The sequence below is a fragment of the Pseudomonas sp. 21 genome, assembly GCF_000955805.1.
Taxonomy (GTDB): Bacteria; Pseudomonadota; Gammaproteobacteria; order Pseudomonadales; family Pseudomonadaceae; genus Pseudomonas.
The window spans coordinates 467,866-493,117 of sequence record NZ_JYOA01000007.1 but is presented as its reverse complement, the minus strand read 5'-3'; the positions used below and the strand labels follow the sequence as shown (position 1 = coordinate 493,117).

At 66.5% G+C, this 25,252-nt stretch carries 25 protein-coding genes; 4 read left to right on the top strand and 21 right to left on the bottom strand.

Annotated features, from left to right (window positions below):
* Nucleotides 1-87: 87 nt before the first annotated feature.
* From UB43_RS17800 to UB43_RS17700, 21 genes are all read right to left on the bottom strand, one after another.
* On the bottom strand, nucleotides 88-513 hold the full coding sequence (locus UB43_RS17800) for a GNAT family N-acetyltransferase (protein WP_045213495.1): 426 nt from the start codon (nucleotides 511-513) through the stop codon (nucleotides 88-90).
* Nucleotides 514-627: 114 nt separating this feature from the next.
* Nucleotides 628-942 (bottom strand): DUF2845 domain-containing protein, encoded by a 315-nt coding sequence (locus UB43_RS17795; RefSeq protein WP_045213493.1) that lies wholly within the window; start codon nucleotides 940-942, stop codon nucleotides 628-630.
* A gap of 87 nt (nucleotides 943-1,029) precedes the next feature.
* On the bottom strand, nucleotides 1,030-1,836 hold the full coding sequence (locus UB43_RS17790; RefSeq protein ID WP_045213491.1) for an NYN domain-containing protein: 807 nt from the start codon (nucleotides 1,834-1,836) through the stop codon (nucleotides 1,030-1,032).
* An 89-nt stretch (nucleotides 1,837-1,925) separates the two neighbouring features.
* Nucleotides 1,926-2,714, bottom strand: a complete 789-nt coding sequence (siaD, locus tag UB43_RS17785; RefSeq protein WP_045213489.1) for a biofilm regulation diguanylate cyclase SiaD — start codon at nucleotides 2,712-2,714, stop codon at nucleotides 1,926-1,928.
* 5 nt (nucleotides 2,715-2,719) lie between these two features.
* Nucleotides 2,720-3,100: a biofilm regulation phosphoprotein SiaC gene (gene siaC, locus UB43_RS17780; protein ID WP_045213487.1), complete on the bottom strand. Its 381-nt coding sequence runs from the start codon at nucleotides 3,098-3,100 to the stop codon at nucleotides 2,720-2,722.
* A 25-nt stretch (nucleotides 3,101-3,125) separates the two neighbouring features.
* Nucleotides 3,126-3,668, bottom strand: a complete 543-nt coding sequence (gene siaB, locus UB43_RS17775) for a biofilm regulation protein kinase SiaB (protein ID WP_045213485.1) — start codon at nucleotides 3,666-3,668, stop codon at nucleotides 3,126-3,128.
* A 10-nt stretch (nucleotides 3,669-3,678) separates the two neighbouring features.
* Entirely contained in the window at nucleotides 3,679-5,667 is a 1,989-nt protein-coding gene (gene siaA / locus UB43_RS17770) for a biofilm regulation protein phosphatase SiaA (protein ID WP_045213483.1), read from the bottom strand.
* Between the two features lie 190 nt (nucleotides 5,668-5,857).
* A complete protein-coding gene (locus UB43_RS17765) occupies nucleotides 5,858-6,913 on the bottom strand; it encodes a chemotaxis response regulator protein-glutamate methylesterase (RefSeq protein ID WP_045213481.1) in 1,056 nt (351 codons plus the stop codon).
* Nucleotides 6,914-6,928: 15 nt separating this feature from the next.
* On the bottom strand, nucleotides 6,929-7,522 hold the full coding sequence (gene cheD, locus UB43_RS17760) for a chemoreceptor glutamine deamidase CheD (RefSeq protein ID WP_045213480.1): 594 nt from the start codon (nucleotides 7,520-7,522) through the stop codon (nucleotides 6,929-6,931).
* The gene (locus UB43_RS17755) at nucleotides 7,522-8,364 is read right to left on the bottom strand and encodes a CheR family methyltransferase (protein WP_045214192.1); all 843 of its coding nucleotides are present in this window, start codon (nucleotides 8,362-8,364) and stop codon (nucleotides 7,522-7,524) included. Before UB43_RS17755 ends, cheD begins: the two co-directional genes overlap by 1 nt.
* A 225-nt stretch (nucleotides 8,365-8,589) precedes the next feature.
* The gene (locus UB43_RS17750) at nucleotides 8,590-10,614 is read right to left on the bottom strand and encodes a methyl-accepting chemotaxis protein (protein WP_045213478.1); all 2,025 of its coding nucleotides are present in this window, start codon (nucleotides 10,612-10,614) and stop codon (nucleotides 8,590-8,592) included.
* Between the two features lie 21 nt (nucleotides 10,615-10,635).
* Nucleotides 10,636-11,121, bottom strand: coding sequence for a chemotaxis protein CheW (locus UB43_RS17745; RefSeq protein ID WP_037012409.1), 486 nt, complete (start codon nucleotides 11,119-11,121; stop codon nucleotides 10,636-10,638).
* Nucleotides 11,108-13,012: a chemotaxis protein CheA gene (locus UB43_RS17740; RefSeq protein WP_045213475.1), complete on the bottom strand. Its 1,905-nt coding sequence runs from the start codon at nucleotides 13,010-13,012 to the stop codon at nucleotides 11,108-11,110. Before UB43_RS17740 ends, UB43_RS17745 begins: the two co-directional genes overlap by 14 nt.
* An 11-nt stretch (nucleotides 13,013-13,023) precedes the next feature.
* Nucleotides 13,024-13,389: a response regulator gene (locus UB43_RS17735; protein WP_045213473.1), complete on the bottom strand. Its 366-nt coding sequence runs from the start codon at nucleotides 13,387-13,389 to the stop codon at nucleotides 13,024-13,026.
* 170 nt (nucleotides 13,390-13,559) lie between these two features.
* Nucleotides 13,560-14,312, bottom strand: a complete 753-nt coding sequence (locus UB43_RS30355) for a methyl-accepting chemotaxis protein (RefSeq protein ID WP_256205184.1) — start codon at nucleotides 14,310-14,312, stop codon at nucleotides 13,560-13,562.
* 881 nt (nucleotides 14,313-15,193) lie between these two features.
* Nucleotides 15,194-16,552 carry an 8-oxoguanine deaminase gene (locus UB43_RS17725; protein ID WP_045213468.1) on the bottom strand — a complete coding sequence of 453 codons (1,359 nt, stop codon included), beginning with the start codon at nucleotides 16,550-16,552 and terminating at the stop codon, nucleotides 15,194-15,196.
* A 151-nt stretch (nucleotides 16,553-16,703) separates the two neighbouring features.
* Nucleotides 16,704-17,387: an SDR family oxidoreductase gene (locus UB43_RS17720; protein ID WP_045213466.1), complete on the bottom strand. Its 684-nt coding sequence runs from the start codon at nucleotides 17,385-17,387 to the stop codon at nucleotides 16,704-16,706.
* 48 nt (nucleotides 17,388-17,435) lie between these two features.
* Nucleotides 17,436-18,236 carry an iron export ABC transporter permease subunit FetB gene (gene fetB, locus UB43_RS17715; RefSeq protein ID WP_045213464.1) on the bottom strand — a complete coding sequence of 267 codons (801 nt, stop codon included), beginning with the start codon at nucleotides 18,234-18,236 and terminating at the stop codon, nucleotides 17,436-17,438.
* The gene (locus tag UB43_RS17710) at nucleotides 18,233-18,856 is read right to left on the bottom strand and encodes an ATP-binding cassette domain-containing protein (RefSeq protein WP_045213462.1); all 624 of its coding nucleotides are present in this window, start codon (nucleotides 18,854-18,856) and stop codon (nucleotides 18,233-18,235) included. Before UB43_RS17710 ends, fetB begins: the two co-directional genes overlap by 4 nt.
* A gap of 143 nt (nucleotides 18,857-18,999) precedes the next feature.
* A complete protein-coding gene (locus UB43_RS17705; protein ID WP_045213459.1) occupies nucleotides 19,000-20,307 on the bottom strand; it encodes an MFS transporter in 1,308 nt (435 codons plus the stop codon).
* Nucleotides 20,308-20,661: 354 nt separating this feature from the next.
* Nucleotides 20,662-21,459: a helix-turn-helix transcriptional regulator gene (locus tag UB43_RS17700; protein WP_138519915.1), complete on the bottom strand. Its 798-nt coding sequence runs from the start codon at nucleotides 21,457-21,459 to the stop codon at nucleotides 20,662-20,664.
* 572 nt (nucleotides 21,460-22,031) lie between these two features.
* Here UB43_RS17700 and UB43_RS17695 point away from each other — a divergent pair.
* The 4 genes from UB43_RS17695 to UB43_RS17680 all read left to right on the top strand — a co-directional run bounded on the left by UB43_RS17695 (nucleotide 22,032) and on the right by UB43_RS17680 (nucleotide 24,968).
* Complete coding sequence (locus UB43_RS17695; RefSeq protein WP_045213454.1) at nucleotides 22,032-22,868, top strand: outer membrane protein OmpK; 837 nt, start codon at nucleotides 22,032-22,034, stop codon at nucleotides 22,866-22,868.
* Between the two features lie 194 nt (nucleotides 22,869-23,062).
* On the top strand, nucleotides 23,063-23,548 hold the full coding sequence (locus tag UB43_RS28845) for a hypothetical protein (protein WP_052969562.1): 486 nt from the start codon (nucleotides 23,063-23,065) through the stop codon (nucleotides 23,546-23,548).
* Nucleotides 23,549-23,709: 161 nt separating this feature from the next.
* Nucleotides 23,710-24,381: a TetR/AcrR family transcriptional regulator gene (locus UB43_RS17685; RefSeq protein WP_045213453.1), complete on the top strand. Its 672-nt coding sequence runs from the start codon at nucleotides 23,710-23,712 to the stop codon at nucleotides 24,379-24,381.
* On the top strand, nucleotides 24,378-24,968 hold the full coding sequence (locus tag UB43_RS17680) for a YigZ family protein (protein WP_045214189.1): 591 nt from the start codon (nucleotides 24,378-24,380) through the stop codon (nucleotides 24,966-24,968). Before UB43_RS17685 ends, UB43_RS17680 begins: the two co-directional genes overlap by 4 nt.
* Nucleotides 24,969-25,252: the final 284 nt, after the last annotated feature.

Here is a 25,252-nt window from a genome sequence, read left to right as displayed (position 1 = left end):
GAGGCCGAATCCGTTCCCGACGGATTTCGGCATTTCCCACATCCCTGTGGGTCACAAGTTCGCTCCTGCAGGGAACTGGGGCGGCAATCAGCCCAGGTGCTTCTTCAGGTAGATGCGCTGATGCCCCGGCGGGCAGTCTTCGAGCACGCCCATGCGCTCGAAGCCCTGTTTCTCGTAGAAGCCGGGGGCCTGGAAGCTGTAGGTGTAGAGGAACAGGCCGACGCAGCCGCGACGGCGGGCTTCGTCTTCGGCCAGGGCGATGAGCTGGCTGCCCAGGCCGCTGCCGCGCTGGTCGTCCTGCAGCCAGAGGTAGTCGATGTAGAGCCAGCCCATGCCGGATTGGCCGAACATGCCGCCGACCACTTCGCCTTCCGCATCGCGGGCGTAGAGCTCGAAGTCGTCGTAGGTGTTGCTGCGGCCCATCTGCCCGAGGTTGTAGGCGAGCAGGCCCTTGACCACGACGTCGCGCGCCTGCGGGTCGATGCCGAGGGTGAAGTTGAAGGTGGTTTGCATGGTGCCCTCCGGATTGGCGAAGGCGACCAGTCTAGGGAGATGCCGCCGCGATGGGTAGGCGCCTTTGGTAGCGGCGGGCGTGCAGGCACGAACAGTGTGTGCAGGACACGCCGCTCAGAGCAGCTCCTTGCGCGTGGTATTGATCAGTTGGAGCTGCGTGTCGCGGAAGAACAGGTAGCGATAGGCGCCATTGCTGGGGCCGTACATCCAGGTTTCCAGTTGCGGCCGCCCGGGGATGAACTTCCCGTCCGCTCCCCGACGCGGCTTTGTGGGCGGCGTGACGACACGCTTGGCCGGTTGCCCGCATTTGGCGAGCACCTCATCCATCGGGTCGCCTTCGTTGATCAGGCTGGTGCCGCAACGCAGGGTGCCAGCATGGGCCGCGCTCGCCGCGAACAGCGCCAGCAAGGGGATCAGCAGGTAGCGCATGAGTCGATTCCGCAGTAATGCTCACACCCGACTTTAATCATCCGGCGCGGAGGGTTCGTTGAGCAGGAGCAGTGTCGCGCGTCGCTCTCAGCGCGCCGTACTCACGTTGCGCACGTACAGGTCTTTTCCACCGGTGCCACTGGTGCCGCGCGCCTGCAACTCGAAGCGCCTGGGGTGGCCCTTGATCAGGTCGCTGAGTTTCTTGAAGCCATACAGGCGCGGATCGAACGCAGGCTGCAGTTTGCTGATGTTCTGGCCGAGGGCGCCCAGCTGGACCCAGTCGTCATCATCGCCGTCGATGTCGTCGAGCACCTTGGCGATGAAGTCCAGCGGGACCTTCTGCGATTTGCGCTTGGCCTCAGGCTTGGGCGTGTCGTTGGCGCTCGGGGCGGCGGTCCTGTCGGTGACGGGCACCGGCTCGACGGGGGCTTCGGGCGTGGCGCGGAGGATTTCGGTGTAGATGAACTTGTCGCAGGCGGAGACGAACGGCTTGGGCGTCTTCTCCTCGCCGAAGCCGTAGACGGTCAGCCCTTCCTCGCGCAGGCGTGCGGCCAGGCGGGTGAAGTCGCTGTCGCTGGAGACCAGGCAGAAGCCGTCGAAGCGGCGGGTGTAGAGCAGGTCCATGGCGTCGATGATCAACGCGCTGTCGGTGGCGTTCTTGCCGCTGGTGTAGGCGAACTGCTGCATCGGCTGGATGGAGTGGTCCAGCAGCACCTGCTTCCACTTGCCCAGGTTGGGCTTGGTCCAGTCGCCGTAGATGCGCTTGACGCTGGCGACGCCGTACTTGGCGATTTCCTCGAACAACCCCTCGACGATGGCGGCGGGGGCGTTGTCGGCGTCGATCAGGACGGCGAGGTGCGTCTGCTGGCGCGGAGTGGAGGTCTTGGTGGCCATGCTGCGTCCTTTCCAGGTGGTCCAGGGACCTTAATCGGATTGGCCGGCATATGCCACTTGCGTGGCCGCGCCAGCGCGCCGGTGCGGGTTCAGGCCGTGGCGAACTCGCACTTGTCGCGCCCGCTGCGCTTGGCGTCCAGCAGGGCGGCGTCGGCGCGGCTCAGGGTCTGGGAGTAGCTCTCGCCCGGATGATGCTCGGCGACGCCGAAGCTGGCGGTGACGGACAGGGCATTGGTGCCCACGCGCACGGCCAGGCAGCGGATGTCGTTGCGCACGCGCTCGATGATGGCGGCGGCGTCGGCCAGGCGGGTGTCGGGCAGGATCAGCAGGAATTCCTCGCCACCCCAGCGGCCGCAGAGGTCGTACTGGCGCAGGGCGGATTCCATGGCGCGGCCGATTTCCACCAGCACGCGGTCGCCCACTTCGTGGCCCCAGGTGTCGTTGACCTGCTTGAAGCGGTCGACGTCGAGCATGGCCAGCACGTAGGACTCGCCGTGGCGCTGGGCACGTTCGCTTTCTTCGCGCAGGCGCTCCATCAGCAGGCGGCGGTTGGCGATGCCGGTGAGGGTGTCGTGGGTCGAGGCTTCCTTCAGCGCGATGTTGAGGTCGCGCATCATGTCCTGGTAGCGGTCGGAGATGCGCGCGACCTTTTCCAGCTGGCGCAGCTGCTTGTGGTAGCGCTCGGACAGCGTGCTGTTCTGCTGCCGGGCCATGGACTGGAAGCCGTCGGAAATCCGCGCGATGCGTTCCAGGCGCGCGAGCTGGTCGAGGGATTGCTGGTGCTTCTGGTACAGGGCCTCGCGCAGGGGGTGCCCTTCGTACTGGGGGTCGGCCAGCAGCTCTTCGATCAGCAGGTCCAGCTCGCGCTCGCTAGTCATGGCACTTACTCGTCGTAGGCTTGGATGACGAACGGGAAGGTACAGTCCTCGCGGAATTCCTCGGCCAGTTCGGCGACGCGCTCGTTGCGTCGGTCGTAGTGCCACGCCACGCGGGTGGCACGGCCCTGGCCGTGGGCTTCTTCGAGCAGGTCGAAGATGTCCATCATGGCCTTGATCGAGCTCGTGTTGAGGTACAGCAGGCGCAGGTCGAGCTCCAGCGGGCGCTGCTCCTCGGTGAGGAAGCGCTCGACCCACTCGATGACCTGGCCGAATAGTTCAAAGGAGTTTTCCGGGTAGGAGTCGCCCTGCATCGCGAGGATGCCGGCCTGCCAGTCGCCGTGGATCTGTGGGGTGGATTGGGTTCCGGTGACGTTGAGATCGCTCATGTCGGGTCTTCCTGAATTTCGCGGTTCAGATCACGGCGCGCAGGCTGAAGAAGGCGCGGCCGTCGGGTTGTTCGGTGAGGGAGGTCTTGAGCGGCGCGCTGGACTTGCGGGCGATGTCCAGCAGGCCGAGACCCGCGCCGGTGGAGGCTTCGGCGTCGCGCGGGCGGCGCAGCTGCTCCTTGTACGCCGCCTTGAGCTGGGCCTTGTCGAGCCCGGCGATGGCTTCGATGCTGCGCACCAGGCCCTGGCCGTCGGCGAGCTCCACCAGGTTGCCGGCGGAGACCACGTAGTGGCCTTCGTCATCGCGGGCAATCGCCACGGTGGCCGAGGCTTCCTGCTCGTTGTAGCCGCGCTGGGTGGCGTAGTGGCGGATGTTCTGGGTCATCTCGATGTAGACGGCGAACACGTCCATCGCTTCGCTGGGATGCGCCTGCTCGGCTTGCAGGTAGTTGCGCAGCGCGTGGCCGATTTCCTCGATCAGGCTGCGCGAGATGGGCCCGTTGAAGCAGAGCAGTATGCGTTGCCGGGTAAAGCTCTCGCGCATGGCCAACAGATCTAGCGATTCCATGGATTAACCCCTAGTCGAAGCGGAAAGAGAGAATGGTGATGTCGTCGCGCTGCGGCTGCTCACCCTGGTAGTGGGCGAGGGTAGCGGCGAACACATCGGCCTGCTCGGCCAACGGTCGGCGCGCGTGGTTGCGCAGCAGGTCGGCGAAGCGGCTGTTGCCGAAGCCGAAGCCGTGCTCGCCGCCGGCCTGGTCGAGGAAGCCGTCGGTGCACAGGTAATAGGTCCAGCCGGTTTCCATCGGGATTTCCACGTCCTGGTAGTCGCCCTGGCGCTTGTCGCCGATGGCGCGGCGTGCGCCCTTGTATTCGCGCACGTCGTTGCCGTCGCTGGCGAACAGGGAAATCTTCGCTCCGGAGAAGTGCAGCAGCTTGCGCTGGTGGTCGACGCGCACCAGGCCTGCGTCCATGTTGGTGGCCAGTGAGTGGGTGAACTCTTCCTGGCCGAGCATGCCGCGCATCACGTGGTCGGTCTCGCGCAGGATGGCCGCCGGGTCGTGGCTCTTCACGCTGTCGATGGCGTGGTCGATGGCGGCCAGGGCGAGCATGGTCATCAGCGCGCCGGGCACCCCGTGGCCGGCGCAGTCGACGACGCCGATCAGGCTGTCCCGCGGGCCTTCGCGGTAGATGTAGAAGTCGCCGCCGACCACGTCGCGCGGTTTCCACAGGACGAAATGGTGCTCGCCCAGGGACGCCTGCAGCTGGCGATCGGGGAGGATGGCACGCTGGATCAGGCTGGCGTAGTCGATGGAGTCGCCGATCTTCTTCTGCGCGGCGGCCATCTCGCGGTTGGCCGCTTCGAGCGCCTGGGTGCGCTGCTGGACCTTGTCTTCCAGCTCCTCGGTGTGCCGGCGGACCTGATCGGCCATGCTGGCGAAGGCGCTGGACAGCTCGCCGATCTCGTCCGGGCGGGTGCGCGGCAGCGGGCTGTCGTACTGCCCGGCGGCGATCGCCTTGGCCGACTGCTTGAGGCCGCGCAGCGGGCGCAGCACCAGCAGGTCGACGGTGTAGGCGAAGCCGATCAGCAGGATCGCCAGCAGCCCGGCGAGGGTGCCCACCAGCGGCCAGATCCAGCGGCTGTCGAGCACTTGCGCGGCGTGCAGGTCGATGGCGCTGAGCACGTGCCAGCGCAGCTGCGGGATGTAGGCGGTGGCGATCAGCTGTTCCTTGCCGTCGATGGTGCCCCACATGGTTTCCACTTCGCCGGGGTTGGTCTCGGCCTGGCGCAGGGTCTGGCGCAGCGCGGTGCGCTCCTGGTCATTGCCCAGCAGGTCATAGACGTGGTGCTTGGCCTGGCCGCTGGAACCGGAGTTGTAGGCGATCAGGCGGGTGTCCGGGTGCGCCTGGATGGCGCCCTCGGGGTCGACGATCATCGGCGTCACCCCGGCCTCGCGGCGCGAGATGAACTGGTCGAGGAACTCGGTGAGGTCGAGGCCGCCGCCGGCCAGGCCGACTTTCTCGTTGCCGGCGCGCACCACCATGTTGAACCAGACCTTGGTGACCTTGAGCTTCTCGTTGTAGTCGACGTTGATGTTGTACAGCTCGTCGCGCGCGAGGGTGTCGAAGTACCAGGAATCCTTGGGGTCGTCCCGGCTCAGGGTGTAGCGCGGGGAATTGGAGAGCGGCGAGCTGGAGTCGTTGAAGTAGTAGTGGCGCGAGGAGTCCACCACGACGAAGTAGGAGTAGTTGTGCTGGTCCGCGCGGAAGCCTTCGGCTTCGCGGAAGAACAGTGCACGGCGCGCCGGGTCGTTCTCGGCGAGCAGCCAGTCCTGCGTCACCACGGACTCGGCCAGGCGCCGCGAGAGCGCCAGCTCGCGGATCACCGGCGCGATGATCTTCTGCTGGTTGAGCAGCGTGAAGTTTCTCGCGAAGGCGAGGCCGAAATGCGTGCGGATGTCCTCCATGGCTTTCCAGCCCAGCATGACCGCCGGTACCAGCGCCAGGAGACAGGCGATGAGCAATGCCACCACCGATTTGCCGCGCAACCCCCATCTTGCCGCCATGGCTATCTTGATTCCCCGTGTCGCCCGCCGTGTGCCGGTCTTTTGGCGAAAGCTCAATTGTGCATTTTGTATACGGGCACAATCAAACCAAATTGATATCGAATCGCCATATTATTGGCGCCGGTCAATTGGCCTTAGTCTAGACCCTGTGTGAAAAGCCGCTCGACGGTGCGGGATGATTCCCACAGAACTAGACGCGGTTCCCACTTCCGCTCTGGCGTGCCTGCTGTAGGAGCGAGCCGGCTATGCGTTCCAGCGGCAGGACTTCCTTGGCCGCGCCCAGTTCCACCGCCTCGCGGGGCATGCCGTAGACCACACAGGTGGCCTCGTCCTGGGCGACGGTGTGGCCGCCGGCCTGGCGGATTGCCTGCAAGCCCCGGGCCCCATCCTTGCCCATGCCGGTGAGCAATGCGGCGATGAGGTTGCGCCCGGCGCAGCGGGCGAGGGAGTTGAACATCACGTCCACCGCCGGCCTGTGGCCATTCACCGCCGCTTCGCGGTGCAGGCGCACGACATAGTTGGCGCCGCTGCGCTGCACTTCCATGTGGTAGTCGCCAGGGGCGAGCAGCACGTGGCCGGGGAGGATGCGGTCGCCGTCGCGGGCTTCGCGCACCGACAGGCGCGTCTGCCGGTCCAGTCGGTCGGCGTAGGACTTGGTGAAGCCCGGCGGCATGTGCAGGGTCACGACGGTGCCGGGGCAGTCCGGCGGCAGGCCGAGCAGGACTTCCTTGATCGCCTCGGTGCCGCCGGTGGAGGCGCCAATGGCGAAGATCTTTTCGGTGCTCAAGAGCGGCGCGCCGCTCGTGGCCGGTGCGTCGGCCGCAGCAGCAGGTCGCGCGCGGGGCAGGCGGGCGCGGGCGGCGGCCTTGAGCTTGGCGCAGATTTCCTCGGCGTAGGCCTGCATGCCCTCGGCGATGCCCAGGCGCGGCTTGGCGATGAAGTCGATGGCGCCCAGCTCCAGGGCGCGCAGGGTGGCTTCGGAGCCTTTCTCGGTCAGCGAGGAGATCATCAGCACCGGCGTCGGCCGGCCCTTCATCAGCTTGTCGAGGAAGGTCAGGCCGTCCATTCGCGGCATTTCCACGTCGAGGGTGATGACGTCCGGCGCGTGCTGCTTGATCAGGTCGCGGGCGACGAAGGCGTCGGGCGCGGCACCCACCAGCTGCAGCTCCGGGTCGTTCTGGATGATGTCCTTGAGCAGGCTGCGAATCAGCGCCGAGTCGTCGACGATCAGGACCTTGACGGCCATCGGGCGTCCCTCCGTTCAGAACAGGTCGATGCTCCCGCCGCGCTCCCGGCGGGACAGTTGCTGGCAGTACTGCCGCTCGCGCTGCAGCACTGTGTCGTTGGCCAGGGTACGCAACTTGCGCACCAGCACCCGGCCGCTGCCGGGAAAGAAGTAGACCTTGCGCGGGTGCACGTCGAGCAGGTCCTGGGCGGCCAGCGGGATGCCCTCGTCCTCCAGGTACTGCAGGACGAACTCGACGTTGCGCTGGCCGACGTCGGCGCTGAGGTTCTTCAGCACCGAGCCGCCGCCGAATACCTTGGCTTCGAAATGCCGCCGCTGGCCGCCGCGGCGCATCAGGCCGTTGATCAGCAGGTCCATGGCGTGCACACCATAGCGCCCGGAATTGGACATCAGGCCCTGCACGCCGGTGTCGCCGGGCAGCATGAAGTGGTTCATGCCGCCCAGCCCGCTGCTGCGGTCGCGCAGGCAGACCGAGACGCAGGAGCCGAGCACGGTGACCAGCATCAGCGGCTCGGCAGTGACGTAGCACTCGCCGGGCAGCAGCTTCACCGCTTCCATGCCGAAGCGCGGGTCGTAGTAGCGATTGGGTTGGTCGAGGGCGGCGCCCATCAATGGCTCCCCACCGCCTGGTAGGTCGTGCGCCCTACCGAGCGGACCAGGTGGCTGGCGTGGACGAAGTTTTCCGAGTGCCCGGCGAAGAACAGCCCGCCCGGCCGCAGCAGGCGCACCATGCGTTCGAGCAGGCGGGTCTGGGTCGGCTTGTCGAAATAGATCATCACGTTGCGGCAGAAGATCGCGTCCAGGTTGCCGGGAATACCCCAGTCGCGGTCCAGCAGGTTGATCTGCCGGTAGTCGATCATCTGCCGCAGTTCGCGCACCACCCGCGCCTTGCCGGCGTTGCCGCCGGTGCCGCGGAGGAAGAAGCGTCTTTTCTGTGCCGGGCTCAGCGCCTCGATGCGCTCCAGCGGGTAGATGCCCTGGCGCGCATGACCGAGCACACCGGTGTCGATGTCCGAGGCGATCAGCTCCAGGGGCGGGCTGAAGCTGCCCAGGGCGTCCACCAGGGTCATGGCCATGGAATAGGGCTCCTCGCCGGTGCTGGAGGCGGTGGACCAGAAGCGCAGCGGCTGGTGGTCCTGCAACTGCTCGACGGCGAAGCGGCCGAGGTGGTCGAAATGGTGCTTCTCGCGGAAGAAGGCGGTGAGGTTGGTGGTCAGCGCATTGACGAACTGCTGCCACTCTTCCTCGTGGGCCTCCAGATAGGCGAAGTACTCGGCGAAGCTGCCCAGCCGCAGGCTGCGCAGGCGCCGCGAGAGACGGCTGTAGACCAGCTGCTGCTTGTTTTCCGAGAGGCTGATGCCGGCGTGCTGGTACAAGCGCTCGCGCACCTGCTGGAAGTCCCGGCGGGTGTAGTGGAATTCGTGCTCGGGGGCGGGCAGGTGGATGGGCATTGGCGGGTCTCGACGGTCAGCGGAGTGCGTGGATAGCAGCGAGGTCTTCAGGTTGTTGTAGGAGCGGGCCATGCCCGCGATCCGCCTCGCGCCGGGCTGTCGCGGGCATGGCCCGCTCCTACAGGAACACAGTGTGCGGTGGGTATCGCCCGGCCATCCCTGGCCCGCCCGCGGCGGCCGACCCTCCCATTGCTCCGGCTGCCGCCATCCTTCAGCCCCGCCCGATCAGAACTCTTCCCAGTCGTCTTCCTTGCCCTTGGCGCGCACTGCCTTGGCCACGCCGCGGGCGGCGCGCGAGGTGTGCGCAGCCGGCTCGGCGCGGGCCGGGCGGGCAGAGGCCAGCGGCACCACGGTGGCCGCGATGGACTCGAGCTTGAACACCCCGACCTGCTGGTTGAGCATGCCGGCCTGCTCCTGCAGGGCTTCGGCCGACGCCGCGGCCTCTTCCACCAGGGCAGCGTTCTGCTGGGTCATCTCGTCCATCTGCGACACGGCGCCGTTCACTTCCTCGATGCCGCTGCTCTGCTCGGCGGAGGCGGCGGCGATCTCCGCCATGATGTCGGTGACGCGCTTGATCGCCACCACGATGTCACTCATGGTCTGGCCGGCCTGGGCGACCAGGGTGTTGCCGCTCTCGACCTTGTCCACCGAGTCGTTGATCAGCGTCTTGATCTCCTTGGCGGCGGCGGCGGAGCGCTGCGCCAGGGTGCGTACTTCACCGGCCACCACGGCGAAGCCACGGCCCTGCTCGCCGGCGCGCGCCGCTTCCACCGCGGCATTGAGCGCGAGGATGTTGGTCTGGAAGGCGATGCCGTCGATCACGCCAATGATGTCGGCGATCTTGCGCGCCGAGTCGTTGATGGCCGACATGGTGCCCACCACCTTCTGCACCACGCTGCCGCCTTCGGTGGCGACTTCGGACGCATTCACCGCCAGCGAGTTGGCCTGGCGCGCGTTCTCGGCGTTGAGCTTCACGGTGCTGGTCAGCTCTTCCATGCTCGAGGCGGTTTCTTCCAGGCTGGAAGCCTGCTGCTCGGTGCGGGTGGAGAGCTCGGCGTTGCCGCTGGCGATCTCGCTGGCGGCGGTGTGGATGGTGTCGGCCGCTTCGCGAATCTGCCCGAGCATGCGCGACAGGCTCTGCGCGGTCTCGTTGGCGTAGTCCTTGAGCTCGCCGAAGGTGCCCTGGTAATCGGCGTCGATGCGCTGGGTCAGGTCGCCCTGGGCCAGGGCACCGAGCACGCGGGTGACGTCGCGCAGGCCCTTGTCGGCGGTATCCACCAGGTTGTTCAGGCCGGTGGCGATCTTCAGGAAGAAGCCCTCTTTGTTCGAGGCCTCGATGCGCTTGCTGAAGTCGCCGGCGACGGCGGCGTCCACCAGTTGCGAGACTTCCTGCTCGGCGCGGAATTCCTCGGTGCGGTCGGTCCACTGCACCGCCGAGCCCAGGCGTTCGCCGGCATCATTGAACACCGGCACCACGTCCAGGGCGAAGCGGCGGCCACCCAGGTTCAGTTCGGCCTTATGCCGCGCGGTGAGGTGCGCGAGCATGCCGCGCTGGTGCGCCGGGTTCTTGTGGAACATGTCGATGTTGGCGCCCATCAGGCGGCTGGCGTTGAAGTTCGGCAGCTGCTTGCGGATGTCGGCCTCGGCGTTGCCGAGCATCTCGGTCACCGTGCGGTTCATGTAGATGATCTCGAGGTCGTTGTTGGCGATCATCACGTTGGCCGAGACGTTATCCAGCGCGCTCTTGATCCGCGCGTTGTACTCGGCGGCGTCGGCGTTGGCCTTGAGGCTGTCGCGCACGCCGTCGATGGCCTCGGTGATGATGGCCTTCTTGCCCGGCAGGCGGTCCATGTCCACCGAGTAGTCACCCTTGCCGTAGGCGGTGACGGTGGCGACGACCCTCATCTTCACCGCGATGTGCGCGGCGACCAGGTCGTTGATGCCCTTGGCGATGCGCGCCGGGCGGCCGGCGAACTTGTCCACCGGGATCACCTCGTCGATCCAGCCCAGCTCGTGCTGGCGCGTCATCTCCACCAGGCCGGCTTCCAGTGCTTCGGCCTGGGCCAGTTCCGCGCGCTGCTCGCGCAGGCTGCGCTGGACGTTGCGCAGCCCGTCGTACAGGCGCTCGTAGCCGGGCGCGGGGGCTTCGCCGATGGCGACGTCGAGGTTGCCGTCGACCAGGCTGTGGAGGATGGCGGTGATGCGGTCGGCGCGTTGCTGCGCCACGGCGTGTGCGTTGAACAGACCCATGTTGTTTGTCCTCGGTCGCGATCAGGCGGCGGTTTCGTCGACCAGCGCCATTTCACGGCTGGTCATGAGTTTTTCGATGTCCACCAGGATGAGCATCCGCTCACCGGCGGTGGCCAGGCCCAGCAGGTACTCGGTGTCGAAGCTGGCGGCGAATTCGGGGCGCGGCTTGATCTCCTCGCCGGCCAGGGCGATCACGTCGGAGACCGAATCCACCACCGCGCCGACGATGCGCCGGCCGACGTTGAGGATGATCACCACGGTGAACTGGTCGTAGCTGATGTCGGCCAGGTTGAACTTGATCCGCAGGTCGACGATGGGAACGATGGCGCCGCGCAGGTTGATCACGCCCTTGATGAAGGCGGGGGCATTGGCGATCGCCGTGACCTGGTCGTAGCCACGGATTTCCTGCACGCGCAGGATGTCGATGGCGTATTCCTCGCGGCCCAGGGTGAAGGTCAGGTACTCCTGCACCGGGCTGCTTGCCGCGCTGGCTTCAGCTGCGCTCATGGGTGGATTCTCCTTGTGCTGCCAGACGCGGCAGGGCATCGACATCGAGGATCAGGGCGACGCTGCCGTCGCCCATGATGGTGGCGCCGGCGATCCCGTCGATCCGGCGGAAGTTCTGTTCCAGGCTCTTGATCACCACTTGCTGCTGGCCCACCAGCTCGTCCACCTGCAGGGCGAAGCTGCGGCCCTCGGATTCGAGGATCACCACGATGCCCTGCTCCGGCGGCATGGGCTCGGCGCCGATGCGCAGCAACTGGTTGAGGGAGAACAGCGGCAGGTATTCGCCGCGTACTCGGATCACCGTCGATTCCTCGCCGGCGAGGCCGCGCACGTCGTCGGCGCGGGCCTGTAGCGACTCGACGATGTAGGTCAGTGGCACCACGTAGTTGACCTGCTCCACGGCGACGATCAGGCCGTCGAGGATGGCCAGGGTCAGCGGCAGGCGGATGCTCATGCGGGTGCCCATGCCCGGTGCCGAATCGATGTCGATCCGCCCGCCCATGGCCTGGATGTTGCGTCGCACCACGTCCATGCCGACCCCGCGGCCGGAGAGTTCGGTAACCGCTTCGGCGGTGGAAAAACCGGGCATGAAGATCAGTTGCCAGACTTCCGCGTCGGTCATCCCGTCGTGCACTGGCAGGCCTTTCTCACGGGCCTTGGCGAGGATGCGCTCGCGCGACAGGCCGCGGCCGTCATCGGAGATTTCCACCACCACGCTGCCGCCCTGGTGGCTGGCGGCGAGTTTCACCGAGCCCTGCGCCGGCTTGCCGGCGGCCAGGCGTTCGGCGGGCGTCTCGATGCCGTGGTCGATGCTGTTGCGCACGATGTGGGTGAGCGGGTCGCTGAGCTTTTCGATGACGCTCTTGTCCAGCTCGGTGTGCTCGCCCTGGAGGATCAGCTCGACCTGCTTGCCCAGGCGCGCGGAGGTGTCGTGCACCAGGCGCGGGAAGCGGCTGAAGATGAAGCTGATCGGCAGCATGCGGATCGACATCACCGATTCCTGCAGGTCGCGGGTGTTGTGTTCCAGTTGCGCCAGGGCCTGCTGCAGGCGCTCGAAGTGCGCGGGATCGAGGTCCTCGCTGAGCTGGCTGAGCATGGCCTGGGTGATCACCAATTCGCCCACCAGGTTGATCAGGCTGTCGATCTTCTCGACGCTGACGCGGATGGAGCTGGATTCGCTGTCGGCGCGCGGCGCGGCGGTTGCCTTCGCCACGGTCGGCGCGGCTTTCGGTGCTTCGCTGGCGGCGACCGGAGCGGATGTGGCCGGTGCGCCCGGCGCCTTGTCGAAGAGGCCGTAGGGCTCGACGGGCCTGGCGTCCGGCGCGCCGGGGGCGTCGTCGAAGAAACCGAAATCATCGTCGCTGGCGGCGCCGGTTGCGCTGGCGCCGGGCATGCCGGGCGCATCGTCGAAGAAGCCGAAGTCCTCATCGCTGGCGCTGGTCTCTGTCGCGGCAGGAGCGTCTTCGAACAGGCCGGAGGGGGCATCGGCAGTTGCGGCGGCCGGTGCTGCCAGCCAGGCGCGCAGGCGCTCCACGGTGGCCGCAACCGGCACGTCCGGATCGGGTACCTGGCTGCGGTGTGCGTCGAGCAGGCGCTGCAATACGTCGCGGGCTTCGAGGAACGCGCCGATCATGTCCACGTGCAGCGCAGTCTGCCCGCAACGGATGCGGTCGAGCAGCGTCTCCAGCTCGTGGGTCACGGCGGTCAGGTCGTCGAAGCCGAACATGCCGCTGGAGCCCTTGATCGAGTGCGCCGCGCGGAAAATGCCATTGAGCGTCTCGGCGTCCGGCTGGTCGAGGTCGAGCCCGATCAGCAGGAGTTCGAGGGTCGCCAGGTGTTCGTCGGTTTCCTCGAAGAACACCTGGAGGAATTGCTCCATACCGGTAGCCATTCAGGGTTCCCCTAGGGCAGGACCTTGCGGGTCACTTCCAGCAGCTTCGGCGGGTCGAACGGCTTGACCAGCCAGCCGGTGGCGCCGGCGCTCTTGCCCTGCTGCTTCATGGCGTCGCTGGATTCGGTGGTCAGCATGAGGATCGGCGTGCCGCGGTAGCCGGCCATGTCGCGCAGGCTGCGAATCAGCGTCAGGCCGTCCATGTTCGGCATGTTCTGGTCGGTGAAGACCAGGTTGTAGGTCTTGCGCTGGGCCTTGCCCAGGCCGTCCTTGCCGTCCACGGCCTCGTCCACCTCGTAGCCGGCGGACTTGAGCGTGAAGCTCAGCATCTGCCGGATCGAGGCCGAGTCATCGACGATCAGAATCTGCTTTCCCATTGCGTTGGTTCTCCTCGGATTGCAATGCTTTTGCTGGTTGCCAGGCGCGCAAGTGCTCGCGCCATCCCGGCGCGCGGAAATGGTGTGTGGGGCTCAGCCGATGAGGGCGAGGTTGGCGAGGTATTCGAAGACGGACTGCAGCATGTCGGGGCTCCTGCTTTGCCTTCAGTTCAGAACAGTTCCACCTCGCCAGCGCTGAGGCTGGTCTGGGCGACCGGATTGCTCAGGGGGCGACCGAGTTCGGCGACTTCGCCGCGCAGGCGTTCGCTCCATTCGCCGGGTTCGCGGCCATCCAGCGCACCGAGGCCGACGGCGAGTGCGCCGAGGCGGGCGTTGTGCTTGCCGATCTGGCCGAGCAGCTGGCTGCTCATGTCCTGGAACTGCAGGGCGGTGACCGCGGCGTTGACGCCGTCGCCCACTTCCAGGGAGATGCGGTCCAGCTCCTGCACCACCTTCACGGTGTGCTGGTTCATGGTGTCGAGCTCGTCGAGCATGTGCTGGATCTTCTTGCGCGAATCCAGGGCGAAGGTCATGTCCTTGTCGGCCAGCTGGCTGATCGCGCCTTCGGCGTCCTTGATCTCGCGGTAGACCACGTCGACGTGCTCGCGGATGGCCTGGGAGAAGTGCGTGGAGCGGGTGGACAGCGCGCGCACCTCGTCGGCCACCACGGCGAATCCGCGGCCGCTTTCGCCGGCGCGGGCGGCCTCGATGGCGGCGTTCAAGGCCAGCAGGTTGGTCTGCTTGGCGATGGCGTCCATGTCCTGGGTGGACTGCAGGATCTCGGCAATCTTGTGGGTCACGCGGTCCATGCGCTCGACCAGTTGCTGCGAGGTGCGGCTGGTTTCCAGGGTGGCTTCGACGAACAGCCCGAGGGTTTCCTGGGTGGCGTGGATGAAGCGCTGGAAGTCGATGTCGCCGTCCATGTGGCCGCGCCCGTCGTAGCGTTCGATCAGCGAGTGGGACAGGCCGCGCTGGGTGTCGATGCGATCGGCGAGGGCGTGGAAGCTGTCGGTCAGCTGGCGGATCGCCTGGTGCAGGAGGCTGTCGATCTGGTGGGTATGGCCGTTGAGCTGGGCCAGGTGGCCTTCCACCGCTTCCTGCAGCGGGCGCCACTGAGGCAACGCGTCGCTTTGCAGGGTGACTGCCTGTGTTTCGGCGGCGGCCTTGCCGGTGCCGCACAGCAGGCTGCTCAGCACCAGGCTGGAGACCCAGCCGATCGGCAGCATCCACCAGAACGGCACGCCGACCGCGCAGAGCACGGCGACCACCGCCCAGGGCAGGGTCTGGATGATGAGGCGCCGCGGCCAATCCTGGCCGGCTTCCTGAACCGCCAGAGGGTCCAACTGTGAATCGCGCATTGAAGTGCACTCCATTGCCGGGCGCCGGTAACCGGGCCAAACGGCTGCTGACAACGTCTTGAGCAGGAATTCGGCCCGGCGATTTAAAACTAGAGTGCCAATGGGTGATGTCAAACTGACGGCATATTCCCGTCGCAAGGGGTAGACCCTTGATCTAGAGGGGTTTTCAGTGAATGACCGCTTATCGCGGCTGTCGGGATGGCGACGGGCGGTAGTGCGCAGCCCTTGCGTGGCGCGGGCTGTAGCGATTTTTCGATGGCAAAACGTGCCCGCTGGAATGGCATCCGGAGCCACGATTATGGCGAGCAGGAGAGAAGGCGGGAGTCCGTGCCGGGTGCAGGAGCGCAGATGGGTGTGGGCGGACTTTGTCCGCGATCGATCCCCGACGGCTCCAAGCCTGTCGGTTGTCCATCGCGGACGCAGTCCGCTCCTACGACGGCTGAGGTTTACAGCGTACCGAGCAGCTTGCGCGCCGCCTGGGTGTGGTCGGCGATCAGGCGCTTGAGGTCGAGGCCTTCGACTTCCCCGTCCACCACGCGCCAGATGCCGCCGATCATGATCCGGTCAGCCTTGTCGGCGCCGCACAGCAGCAGCGCGGAGAGCGGGTCGTGGCTGCCGGAGAAGCGCAGCTCGTCGAGCTTGAACAGCGCCAGGTCGGCCTGCTTGCCCACGGCCAGTTCGCCGATGTCACTGCGGCCGATCAGCTTGGCCGAGCCTTTGGTGGCCCAGCCCAGCGCGCGTTCCGGGGTGATCTGCTCGGCGCCGTAGCGCAGGCGCTGGATGTACAGGGCCTGGCGGGCTTCGAGGATCATGTTGGAGGCGTCGTTGGAGGCCGAGCCGTCCACGCCGATGCCCACCGGCGCGCCGGCGGCTTCCAGCGCCACCGTCGGGCAGATGCCCGAGGCCAGGCGCATGTTCGAGCTGGGGCAATGGCAGACGCCCGTGCCGGCGGCGCCCAGGCGCTGGATTTCCTCGTCGTTGAAGTGAATGCCGTGGGCCAGCCAGGTGCGCGGGCCGAGCCAGCCGACGCTGTCCAGGTAATCCACGGTGCGCTGGCCGAAGCGCTGCAGGCAGAAGTCTTCCTCGTCGAGGGTTTCGGCGAGGTGGGTGTGCAGGTGCACGTCCTCGCGCTCGGCCAGTTCGGCGCTGGCGCGCATGATTTCCGGGGTGACCGAGAAGGGCGAGCAGGGCGCCAGGGCGATCTGCACCTGGGCGCCTTCGCCGCGCTGGTGGTACTCGCGGATCAGGCGCTGGCTGTCGTCGAGGATGGCTTCGGCGCTCTGCACGGTCTGCTGCGGCGGCAGGCCGCCATCGGCTTCGCCCAGGCTCATGGAGCCACGGGTGAGCATGGCGCGCATGCCCAGTTCCCGGACCACGCCGGCCTGCACGTCGATGGCCTGCTCGAGGCCGTCGGGGAACAGGTAGTGGTGGTCGGCGGCGGTGGTGCAGCCCGAGAGCAGCAGTTCGGCCAGGGCGACCTTGGTGGCCACGCCCAGTTGCTCGGGGGTCAGGCGCGCCCATACCGGGTAGAGGGTCTTCAGCCAGGGGAACAGCGGTTGGTTCACCACGGGCGCCCAGGCGCGGGTGAGGGTCTGGTAGAAGTGGTGGTGGGTGTTGATCAGGCCGGGCGTCAGCACGTGCTGGCTGGCGTCGAAGGTCTGCTGGACGGGGGCCGAAGGCTGCTGGCCGGCAGCGACCAGTTCGACGATGCGGCCGTCCTGGACGACGATGCCGCCACGGGCGTCCTGATCATTAGCGGTGAAGATGGCCTGCGGGTTGCGCAGCCAGATACGCGGGGAGGACATGGATGAATTCTCCAAACGGACGGAGCCGTTCGTTCGAGCCGGCTCCATGGGTTCATGGGAAGCCAGCTCAGTGTTCACCCTGTCTGCTGATCCAGGTTCGCTGACTCTGGAGTCAGGCGTGGGCGCATGGTAACGCCCACGGCGCGACTCGTCACCAGTCGATCGTCGTTCCCTGGTAGTCCAGGTAGAACTGGCCGCCACGGCCGGCATGGCCTTCGACCTGGTCGGCCAGGCCTTTCACGCTGGTCTGCACGTCCAGCGGCGCGGATTCGCCGCCCATGTCGGTGCGCACCCAGCCCGGATGCAGGTTGAGCACGGTGATGCCGGTATCGCCCAGCTCGACGACGAAGCTGCGGGTCAGCGAATTCAGCGCCGCCTTGCTCGCGCGGTACAACGCCATGCCGCCGGAGACGTTGCCAGCCACGCTGCCCAGTTCGGAGGTCATGAAGGCCAGCACGCCACGCTCGGAGTCCAGGCGCGGCAGCAGGCGCTCGGCCAGGCGCAGCGGGGCGATGGCGTTGACCATGAACAGCTGGCCGACATCGGCGAGATTGGCGTCGATGGCCGACTGGTGCGGCGGGCCGTAGATGCCGGCGTTGATGTAGATGAGATCGAAGCGTGTGCCGGCCAGGGCTTCGGCGAGGCGGTCCTGGGAGTGCACGTCGTCCAGCAGCAGCGACTCGACGCGCACCGGCAGTGCGGCCAGCTCGCCGGGGTGGGCGGCGTCGCGCACGGTGGCGGTGACGTCCCAGCCACGGTCCAGCAACTCGCGCACCAGGCCCAGGCCGAGGCCGCGCGAGGCGCCGATGATCAGGGCGGATTTCGGGGTGGTCATGGCAGGCTCCTGTGGCGGGGAAAGGTGCCCAGCATACGCCAGCGCCGCTCAATCGTCGGCACGCAGGCGATCCAGGCGCAGGCGCTCGCGCGGGTCGGTCAGCCGCCACAGCGACAGGTACACCGCGCCCAGTGCGGCGATGAATCCGGCGCCGGCGAGCAGGAACATCAGCAGGATCTGGTAGCGCGCGGCATCCAGTGGGTCCATGCCGGCGAGGATCTGGCCGGTCATGATGCCCGGCAGGGTGATGATGCCGGCGGCGGCCATCTGGTTCAGCGTGGGAATCAACCCGGTGTAGAGCGCGCGGCGGATCGGCCCGCTGAGTGCAGTGTGGCGGTCGGCACCCAGGGCCAGGCGCGCCTCGATGGAGGCGCGCTCGCGGGTGACGTTGGCGAACACCTGGTTCAGCGCCAGGCTGGCGGCGTTCATCGCCGTGCCGAGGATGATGCCCACCAGCGGAATGGCGTGGCGCGCGTCGTACCACGGGGTTGGCCGCAGGCTGCCGGCCAGGGCGAACAGGGCGATGCCCAGGGTGGCGATGCCGACCGCGCTGCCGCCGATGCCCAGGTGCCAGAGGCCGGTCAGTCGGCGGCGCTGCCGCGAGCCGACCTCGTAGGTCGCCGCGCCCAGCATCACGGCGATTACCAGCGCCGTCAGCCAGGGCGAAGACAGTGCAAACACCTGGCGCAGGAAGAATCCCACCAGCACCAGTTGCACCACCAGGCGCGCGGTGGAGATCAGCAGCGTGCGTTGCAGGCCCAGGCGCAGCGCCCAGGACAGTGCCGCCGCCGCGATGATCAGCAGCCCCGCCAGGGCCAGCTCCGGCACGCTCAATTGCAGCGGCGTCATGGGCGCAGTTCCGTCAGTCCGTGGTGGTCCAGGTGCAGCTGCCGCTCGCCGAGGCGCTGCGCCTGGTCGGCATCGTGGGTCACCACCAGCAGGCCCATGCCCTGCGCCTTGGCCGCCAGCAGCAGGCGTTCGACCTGCTCGCGATTGTCCGGGTCCAGCGCGGCGGTGGGTTCGTCCAGCAGCAGGAAATGCGGGCGTTGCACCAGAGCGCGCAGCAGGGCCAGGCGCTGCCGTTCGCCGGTGGACAGGTGCGCGACCTGCACCTGCAGCCGCGCCGGGTCGAGATTGAGCTGCGGGAGCAGCCGGCGGGCGCCGTCGAGGTCGGTGAAGTGCGCGGCGACGTCGTCTTCCCACCAGCCGGATTCGGCCGGCACGTAGGTCACCCAGCGTCGCCAGACATGGGCCGGCTGGCTCTCGCGGTTGACCCCGCCGAGGCTGACCGCGCCCTGGTTCGGGTCGAGGTCGGCGAGCAGGCGCAGCAGCAGGCTCTTGCCGACCCCCGAAGGGCCGCTGAGCACCGTGCAGTGGCCGGGTTCCAGGTCGAGATCGAACGGCCCGCTGTGGGCGCCGCGCAGGGCGCGCGCGCTCAACGTGCCGGCGGGAAAGGGGGAAGGGCTCATGGGATTGGCTACGCGACCGTGACGCTGGCGAGGATAGCGCAGCGTCGCGCGTCACCGCAGAAACGACAAGGCCCGGCATGCGCCGGGCCTTGTGGATAAAAAGCCCCGGAGAGTGTGCGCCGGGGCCTGGGCAGGAAGCCCAATCAGTCGGTGGTGATCTTCGAGTGCTTCTGGGTGTCCTTCATGGTCACGTAGACCAGCAGCGAGCAGGCGATGCACGCGGTGACATACCAGTAGAAGCCGCTCTCCATGCCGACGCTCTTGAACCACAGCGCCACGTACTCGGCGGTGCCGCCGAAGATGGACACGGTCAGGGCGTACGGCAGGCCCACGCCCAGGGCGCGGATCTCGGTGGGGAACAGCTCGGCCTTCACCACGGCGTTGATCGAGGTGTAGCCGCTGACGATGACCAGCGCGGCCATGATCAGGAAGAACGCGCCCCACCAGGTGTCGATGGTGTGCAGGGTGCTGAGGATCGGGTAGGTGAACACGGTGCCCAGCACGCCGAAGGCGATCAGGATCGGGCGACGGCCGATCTTGTCCGACAGCGCGCCGACGATGGGCTGCAGCAGCATGAACAGGAACAGCGTGGCCGCCGAGATCATGGTCGAGTCGTTCTTGCTCATGCCCACGGTGTTCACCAGGTACTTCTGCATGTACGTGGTGTAGGTGTAGAAGGCCAGGGTGCCGCCCATGGTCAGGCCGACCACGGTCAGCACTTCCTTGGGATGGCGGAACAGGGTGCGGATCAGGCTTTCCTTGGGCTCGTCCTTCTTGGTGCTGAAGGACTCGGTCTCTTCCATGCCGCGACGCAGGAACATGGCCACCACCGCGCACAGCGCGCCGATGAAGAACGGAATACGCCAGCCCCAGCTTTCCAGCTGCTCGACGGTCAGGGTCTGCTGCAGCACGATCAGCACCGCCAGGGCGATGAGCTGGCCGGAGATCAGGGTGACGTACTGGAAGCTGGAGAAGAAGCCGCGCTGCTCCTTGTTGGCCATCTCGCTCAGGTAGGTCGCGGAAGTGCCGTATTCACCGCCGACCGACAGGCCCTGCAGCAGGCGCGCGAGCACCAGCAGGATCGGCGCGCCGACGCCGATGGTTTCATAGCTGGGGGTCAGGGCGATGATCAGCGAGCCGAAGCACATCAGCAGGACCGAGGCCAGCAGGGCGGCTTTTCGGCCCTTGCGGTCGGCATAGATACCCATCAACCAGCCGCCGATCGGGCGCATCAGGAAGCCCACGGCGAAGATCGCGGCGGTGTTCAGCAACTGGGCGGTCATGTCGCCCTGGGGGAAGAACGCCTTGGCGAAGTACAGCGAGAAGGCGGCGTAGACGTACCAGTCGTACCACTCGACCAGGTTGCCGACCGAGCCACTGAAGATCGACTTGATGCGCTGGGAAGTCGTGCGGGGTGCGGCAGAAGCGGAGACGGCGCTTGCGCTATCCATGGGTATTCCTCTTGTCGTTGTTGTCGTCAGGCGTGCGGACTACGGGTTACGTCACGCCGGCGCGCCGCGAGGGCGGCGCAGTGTCGAGGGCGATAGCAGGCAGCGTGCCAATGCGCGAAAGCCGTGTGGCACTAGAGGTCTAGCCGTTTTCTGGATGATGCGGACAGGCGAAGCGGCGCCGATTGAAGAGGGGCTTGAGCGGAAATCCGCCGATAGGTGGCGCCGGTAGCAAGGCGCTTCGGCGTGGTTTCGGTGGGGGATTCAGCCAATCGCGGACGGAGTCCGCTCCCACCCAAAGCCTGACCTCGCGTGGGAGCGGACTCCGTCCGCGATTGCTAGCAGCCGGCACAGACCCTACCTCTGGCGGAACAAATCGCCCGGCGTAAACCCGAACAACCCCTTGAACGACGCGATATACGCCGAGGTGGAGTCATACCCGCAATCCAGCGCCGCCGCCGTCACGCTGTCGCCCGCCTCGAGCGAACCGAGGGAAGCAAGCAGTCGCTGGCGCTGGCGCCACAGGCGGAAGGTCATCCCGGTCTCGCGCTGGAACAGCCGCGACAGGGTCTTCTCCGAGGTGCCAATGCGCTGCGCCCAGTCGCCCAGGGTGTGGCTGTCGGTGGGATGGTCGATCAGCGTCTGGCACAACTGCAGCAGCCGGCCCTCCTGCGGCATCGGCAGGGAGAAGGCGACTTCCGGCAGGTCGCGCAACTGGTCCAGCAGCACTTCCACCAGTCGTGATTCGGCGCTGTCGCCCTGTGGATAATCCACCGGCAGCTCGCAGAAGCTCTTGATCAGCTCGCGTGCCAGTGGTGTCACCTCCAGCACCCGGCAACGGTCTGGCGCCCACCGGCAGGCGTCGTCGCGGATGTACAGGCTGCGCATTTCCGCCTGGGTCGAGGTCACCACTTCATGGTCGAGGAACGCCGGAATCCAGATGGCCCGCTGCGGTGGCGCAAAGAAGCTGCCTTCGGCCGTGTGTACACCCAGCACCCCGGTGATGGCGTAGGACAGCTGCACCCAGGCGTGATGGTGCTTGCTGGTCCAGGAACCCGCGCGCAGACGCTCGGCGCGCGCATAGACCGGCCGCGGCAGGCGGTCGAGCACCGGGATCAGGCGTTGCAGTTCGGGAGCTTGTCCTTTCATCGGTATAGCTTTGGAAAATATCGCTGGAGGATCGAAGTCTGGCAGGCCGCCCCGCCCACCTCAAGCCGGATCAGCGCCGTTGTCGACCCGAACGGCGGCGTTCGAGCCCTGGGGAAGGCACCCGACAGCTCGACCGCCGGGCGGCCCGAGGCGTTCTGGCAGGTGTGGTGAGCGCCCTTGTCTGGCATCATCCGCGCCCGGAAAAACGCGTGGTGTGTTCCGACGGCTGTTGTGTAGATTTCCCACAAGATAGTTGTATACACAATTTGTGTTGATTCGTTTCAACACAGGTTTGTCATGTATCCAATCTTCTGGTCGGCGATCGCCAATGCAGTGCTTCCTGTTGGGGCCGGTGCCCTCGAAACAGGCGAAGTTGTCCTGTGAGTCAGGAAATGGCCCGGCCCGTGCACCTGCGTCTTCTCTGCCAAAGGAGCGGATCCCGAGGGATTCGTCATAAAAGTGGAACATATGGTCAGGATTGGCGCCAATCTTGCTTTTCCTCGCCAGGCCTGACCGGATGGACAGGTTCCACCGACAATTAAAAATGCAACACGACTGCACTGAATTAGGAGCAAAGCATGACTCGCACTCTCGCATCCCTGCTGCTCGCCGGCGGGCTGCTCGCGGCCGGGCAGGCCATGGCTGGCGGTGAAGACCTGGAGCCGGCCCCGGCCAGCAACGATGGCCCGCTGATCTGGCACAACGAAAGCCTGTCCTACCTGTGGGGCAAGAACTTCAAGGTCGATCCGCCGATCCAGCAGACCTTCACCTTCGAGAGCGCGAGCGCCTGGACCTGGGGCGACATCTGGTTCTTCGTCGACCAGATCAACTACAACGGCAAGGAAAGCGGCACCAACGGCAAGAACACCTACTACGGCGAGTTCAGCCCGCGTCTGTCGTTCGGCAAGATCACCGGTGCCGACCTGTCCTTCGGTCCGGTCAAGGATGTGCTGCTGGCAACCACCTACGAGTTCGGCGAAGGCGATGTCGAGTCCTACCTGGTCGGTCCGGGCTTCGACCTGGCGCTGCCGGGCTTCGATTACTTCCAGCTGAACTTCTACTACCGCAAGCCCGACGGTAACCGTGTGCCGTCCGGTGCCTGGCAGATCACTCCGGCGTGGGCCATCACCTTCCCGGTCGGCAACTCCGACATCCTGTTCGACGGCTTCATGGACTGGGTCGTGAACAACAAGGACGCCAGCTCCAGCCACCGCAACCAGTCGGACTACCACGCCAACCTGCACTTCAACCCGCAGCTGAAGTACGACCTGGGCAAGTCCCTGGGCTACGAGGCGAAGCACCTGTACGTGGGTATCGAGTACGACTACTGGTCCGACAAGTACGGCATCAAGGATTCGCAGTACTTCACCACCGACCAGAACACCGTCAGCGCGCTGGTCAAGTACCACTTCTAGTGTTCCCCTCCGACCCCGCCGCCTGGCGGGGTCGGTCTTTTCAGGCGTTGTCCGGCAGTTTCGTGAGCCTGCACCAATATCCCCAAATCTTTCGGAAGTTGCCGACAGGCCATCCGGCTCGCAGCCTGTTGGTCGAACTGTCTCCAGCCTTTAGCGTTACATCTCTTTAGCTTCACCTGAAGGAGATGTGAGCAATGAAGAAACTGTTGATCGTGGCCATGGCCGCGAGCCTGGCTACCCCGGTGCTGGCGGCGCCCCTCGGGCACCCCGGCATTCCCGCGACCGAAGTGCACGACAAGACCCACGCGGAAGGCTTCTACCAGGATGTCATCACCCGTTCCCAGCCGGCAGCGGTGAAAGAGGAGCCGAAAGAGGAACAGAAGGCAGTGGTCGCTGCCAACGATTGCGCGCCCCTGTGGGGCGGCGCCACGAAGGACCAGAAGGATCAGGCGCAAGCTGCCAATGGCTCGGACAAAGACCGCGCCGGCGCCGTCGTTCCGCTGCCACCGACCTGCTCCGGCATGGGCCTGGCCACTCCGTTGTACGGCCAACTGACCGTCGGTGAAGCCGTCGGCATCGGTGCCGCGGTCGTTGCAATTGGCGCTGCCATCGGCAACCACGGCGGTGGCGGCGGCCACCACAGCTCTGGCACCAGCGGCACCACCGGCACCACCAAGTGATGCCATGCCCCCGGCCCGCTCCCGGGGGCTGCCGCGGTAGGGGCGGGAGCCGGATCGCCTGGCGAGCCCGGTTCCTGCCCTTTTTCACGCCTCGCCCTTGAATCCCGCCACCCGCCTGGGTTATCCATGCAGCGCCCCCGCTCAATGCACGGACATCCCGCATGACCCTCCAGGTACCCGCCCATACCGCGCCCAACGGCGAAAAGCCCGCCGGCCGCATTCGCCAGAAGAACGAGGAAGCCATCCTCGCCGCCGCCGAGGAGGAGTTCGCCCGCCACGGCTTCAAGGGCACCAGCATGAACACCATCGCCCAGCGCGTCGGCCTGCCCAAGGCCAACCTGCACTACTACTTCAGCAACAAGCTGGGGCTGTACGTGGCGGTGCTGAGCAACATCCTCGAACTGTGGGACAGCACCTTCAACCACCTTACCGTGGATGACGACCCGGCCGTCGCGCTGGCGACCTACATCCGAGCCAAGATGGAGTTCTCCCGCCGCTACCCGCAGGCCTCGCGGGTATTCGCCATGGAGATCATCAGCGGTGGCGAATGCCTGTCCGAGCACTTCAGCCAGGACTACCGCACCTGGTTCGCCGGCCGCGCCGCCGTGTTCCAGGCCTGGATCGATGCCGGCAGGATGGACGCCGTGGACCCGGTGAACCTGATCTTCCTGATCTGGAGCAGCACCCAGCACTACGCCGACTTCGCCACCCAGATCGGCTTCGTCACCGGCCGCAAACGCCTGTCCAAGCAGGACTTCAGCGATGCCAGCGACAACCTGATCCGCATCATCCTCAAGGGTTGCGGGCTGACGCCGCCGCCGGCCTCGGCATGAGTTTCACCCTCGCCGGCCTCTCCCGGTACGAAGAAGACATCCGCAAGAGCCGCTTCCAGTGCGTCGCCGCACCCATCGCCAGCGAGGCCGAGGCCCAGGCCTTCCTCGCCGCGCACCGGGACGCCAGCGCCGGGCACAACTGCTGGGCCTGGAAACTGGGCAACCAGTACCGCTTCAGTGACGACGGAGAGCCCGGCGGCACCGCCGGCCGGCCCATGCTGGTGGCCATCGAAGGGCAGGACATGGACCGTGTGGTCGTCGTGGTCAGCCGCTGGTTCGGCGGCATCAAGCTCGGCACCGGTGGCCTGGCCCGCGCCTATGGCGGCTGCGCGGCGAAGTGCCTGCAGGACGCCGAGCGCATCGAACTGGTGCCCAGCAGCCGGCTGGCATTCGACTGCAACTTCGCCGAGCACGCGTTGTTCAAGGCGCGGGTGCTGGCGCTCGGCGCCAGCGTCGAAGACGAAAGCTTTGGCGCGGAAGGCGTGCACATGACAGTGAACCTGCCGACCACCCAGGTCGAGCCACTGCAGAAGATGCTCGGCGACCTCAGTCGGGGTCGTGTCCAGGCGCAGTTGCTGGACGCCTGATTCTTCTCCCCAAACACCGTGGAACCGCCTGTGGATAACCTGTGGCAGGAGCTCTCCTGCCCGCGTACTCCGCAGCCTTCAGCGCTTCGCTCATTTTTTGATCAATTGCTGTCCGGCCTGTTGAGCAAAATATGAACAAGCTGTGGAAAAGGTGTGGGTGAAATTTCCCCGGAACAGCGTCAGAGGCCACTTCTGACCGCTCGGTGAATTATTCATTGGATTGATGCAGGGCTTGCAGCGCCTGGGCCCGGGCTTTTCGACGGGTTCGCGGGTGGCGTCCGGCG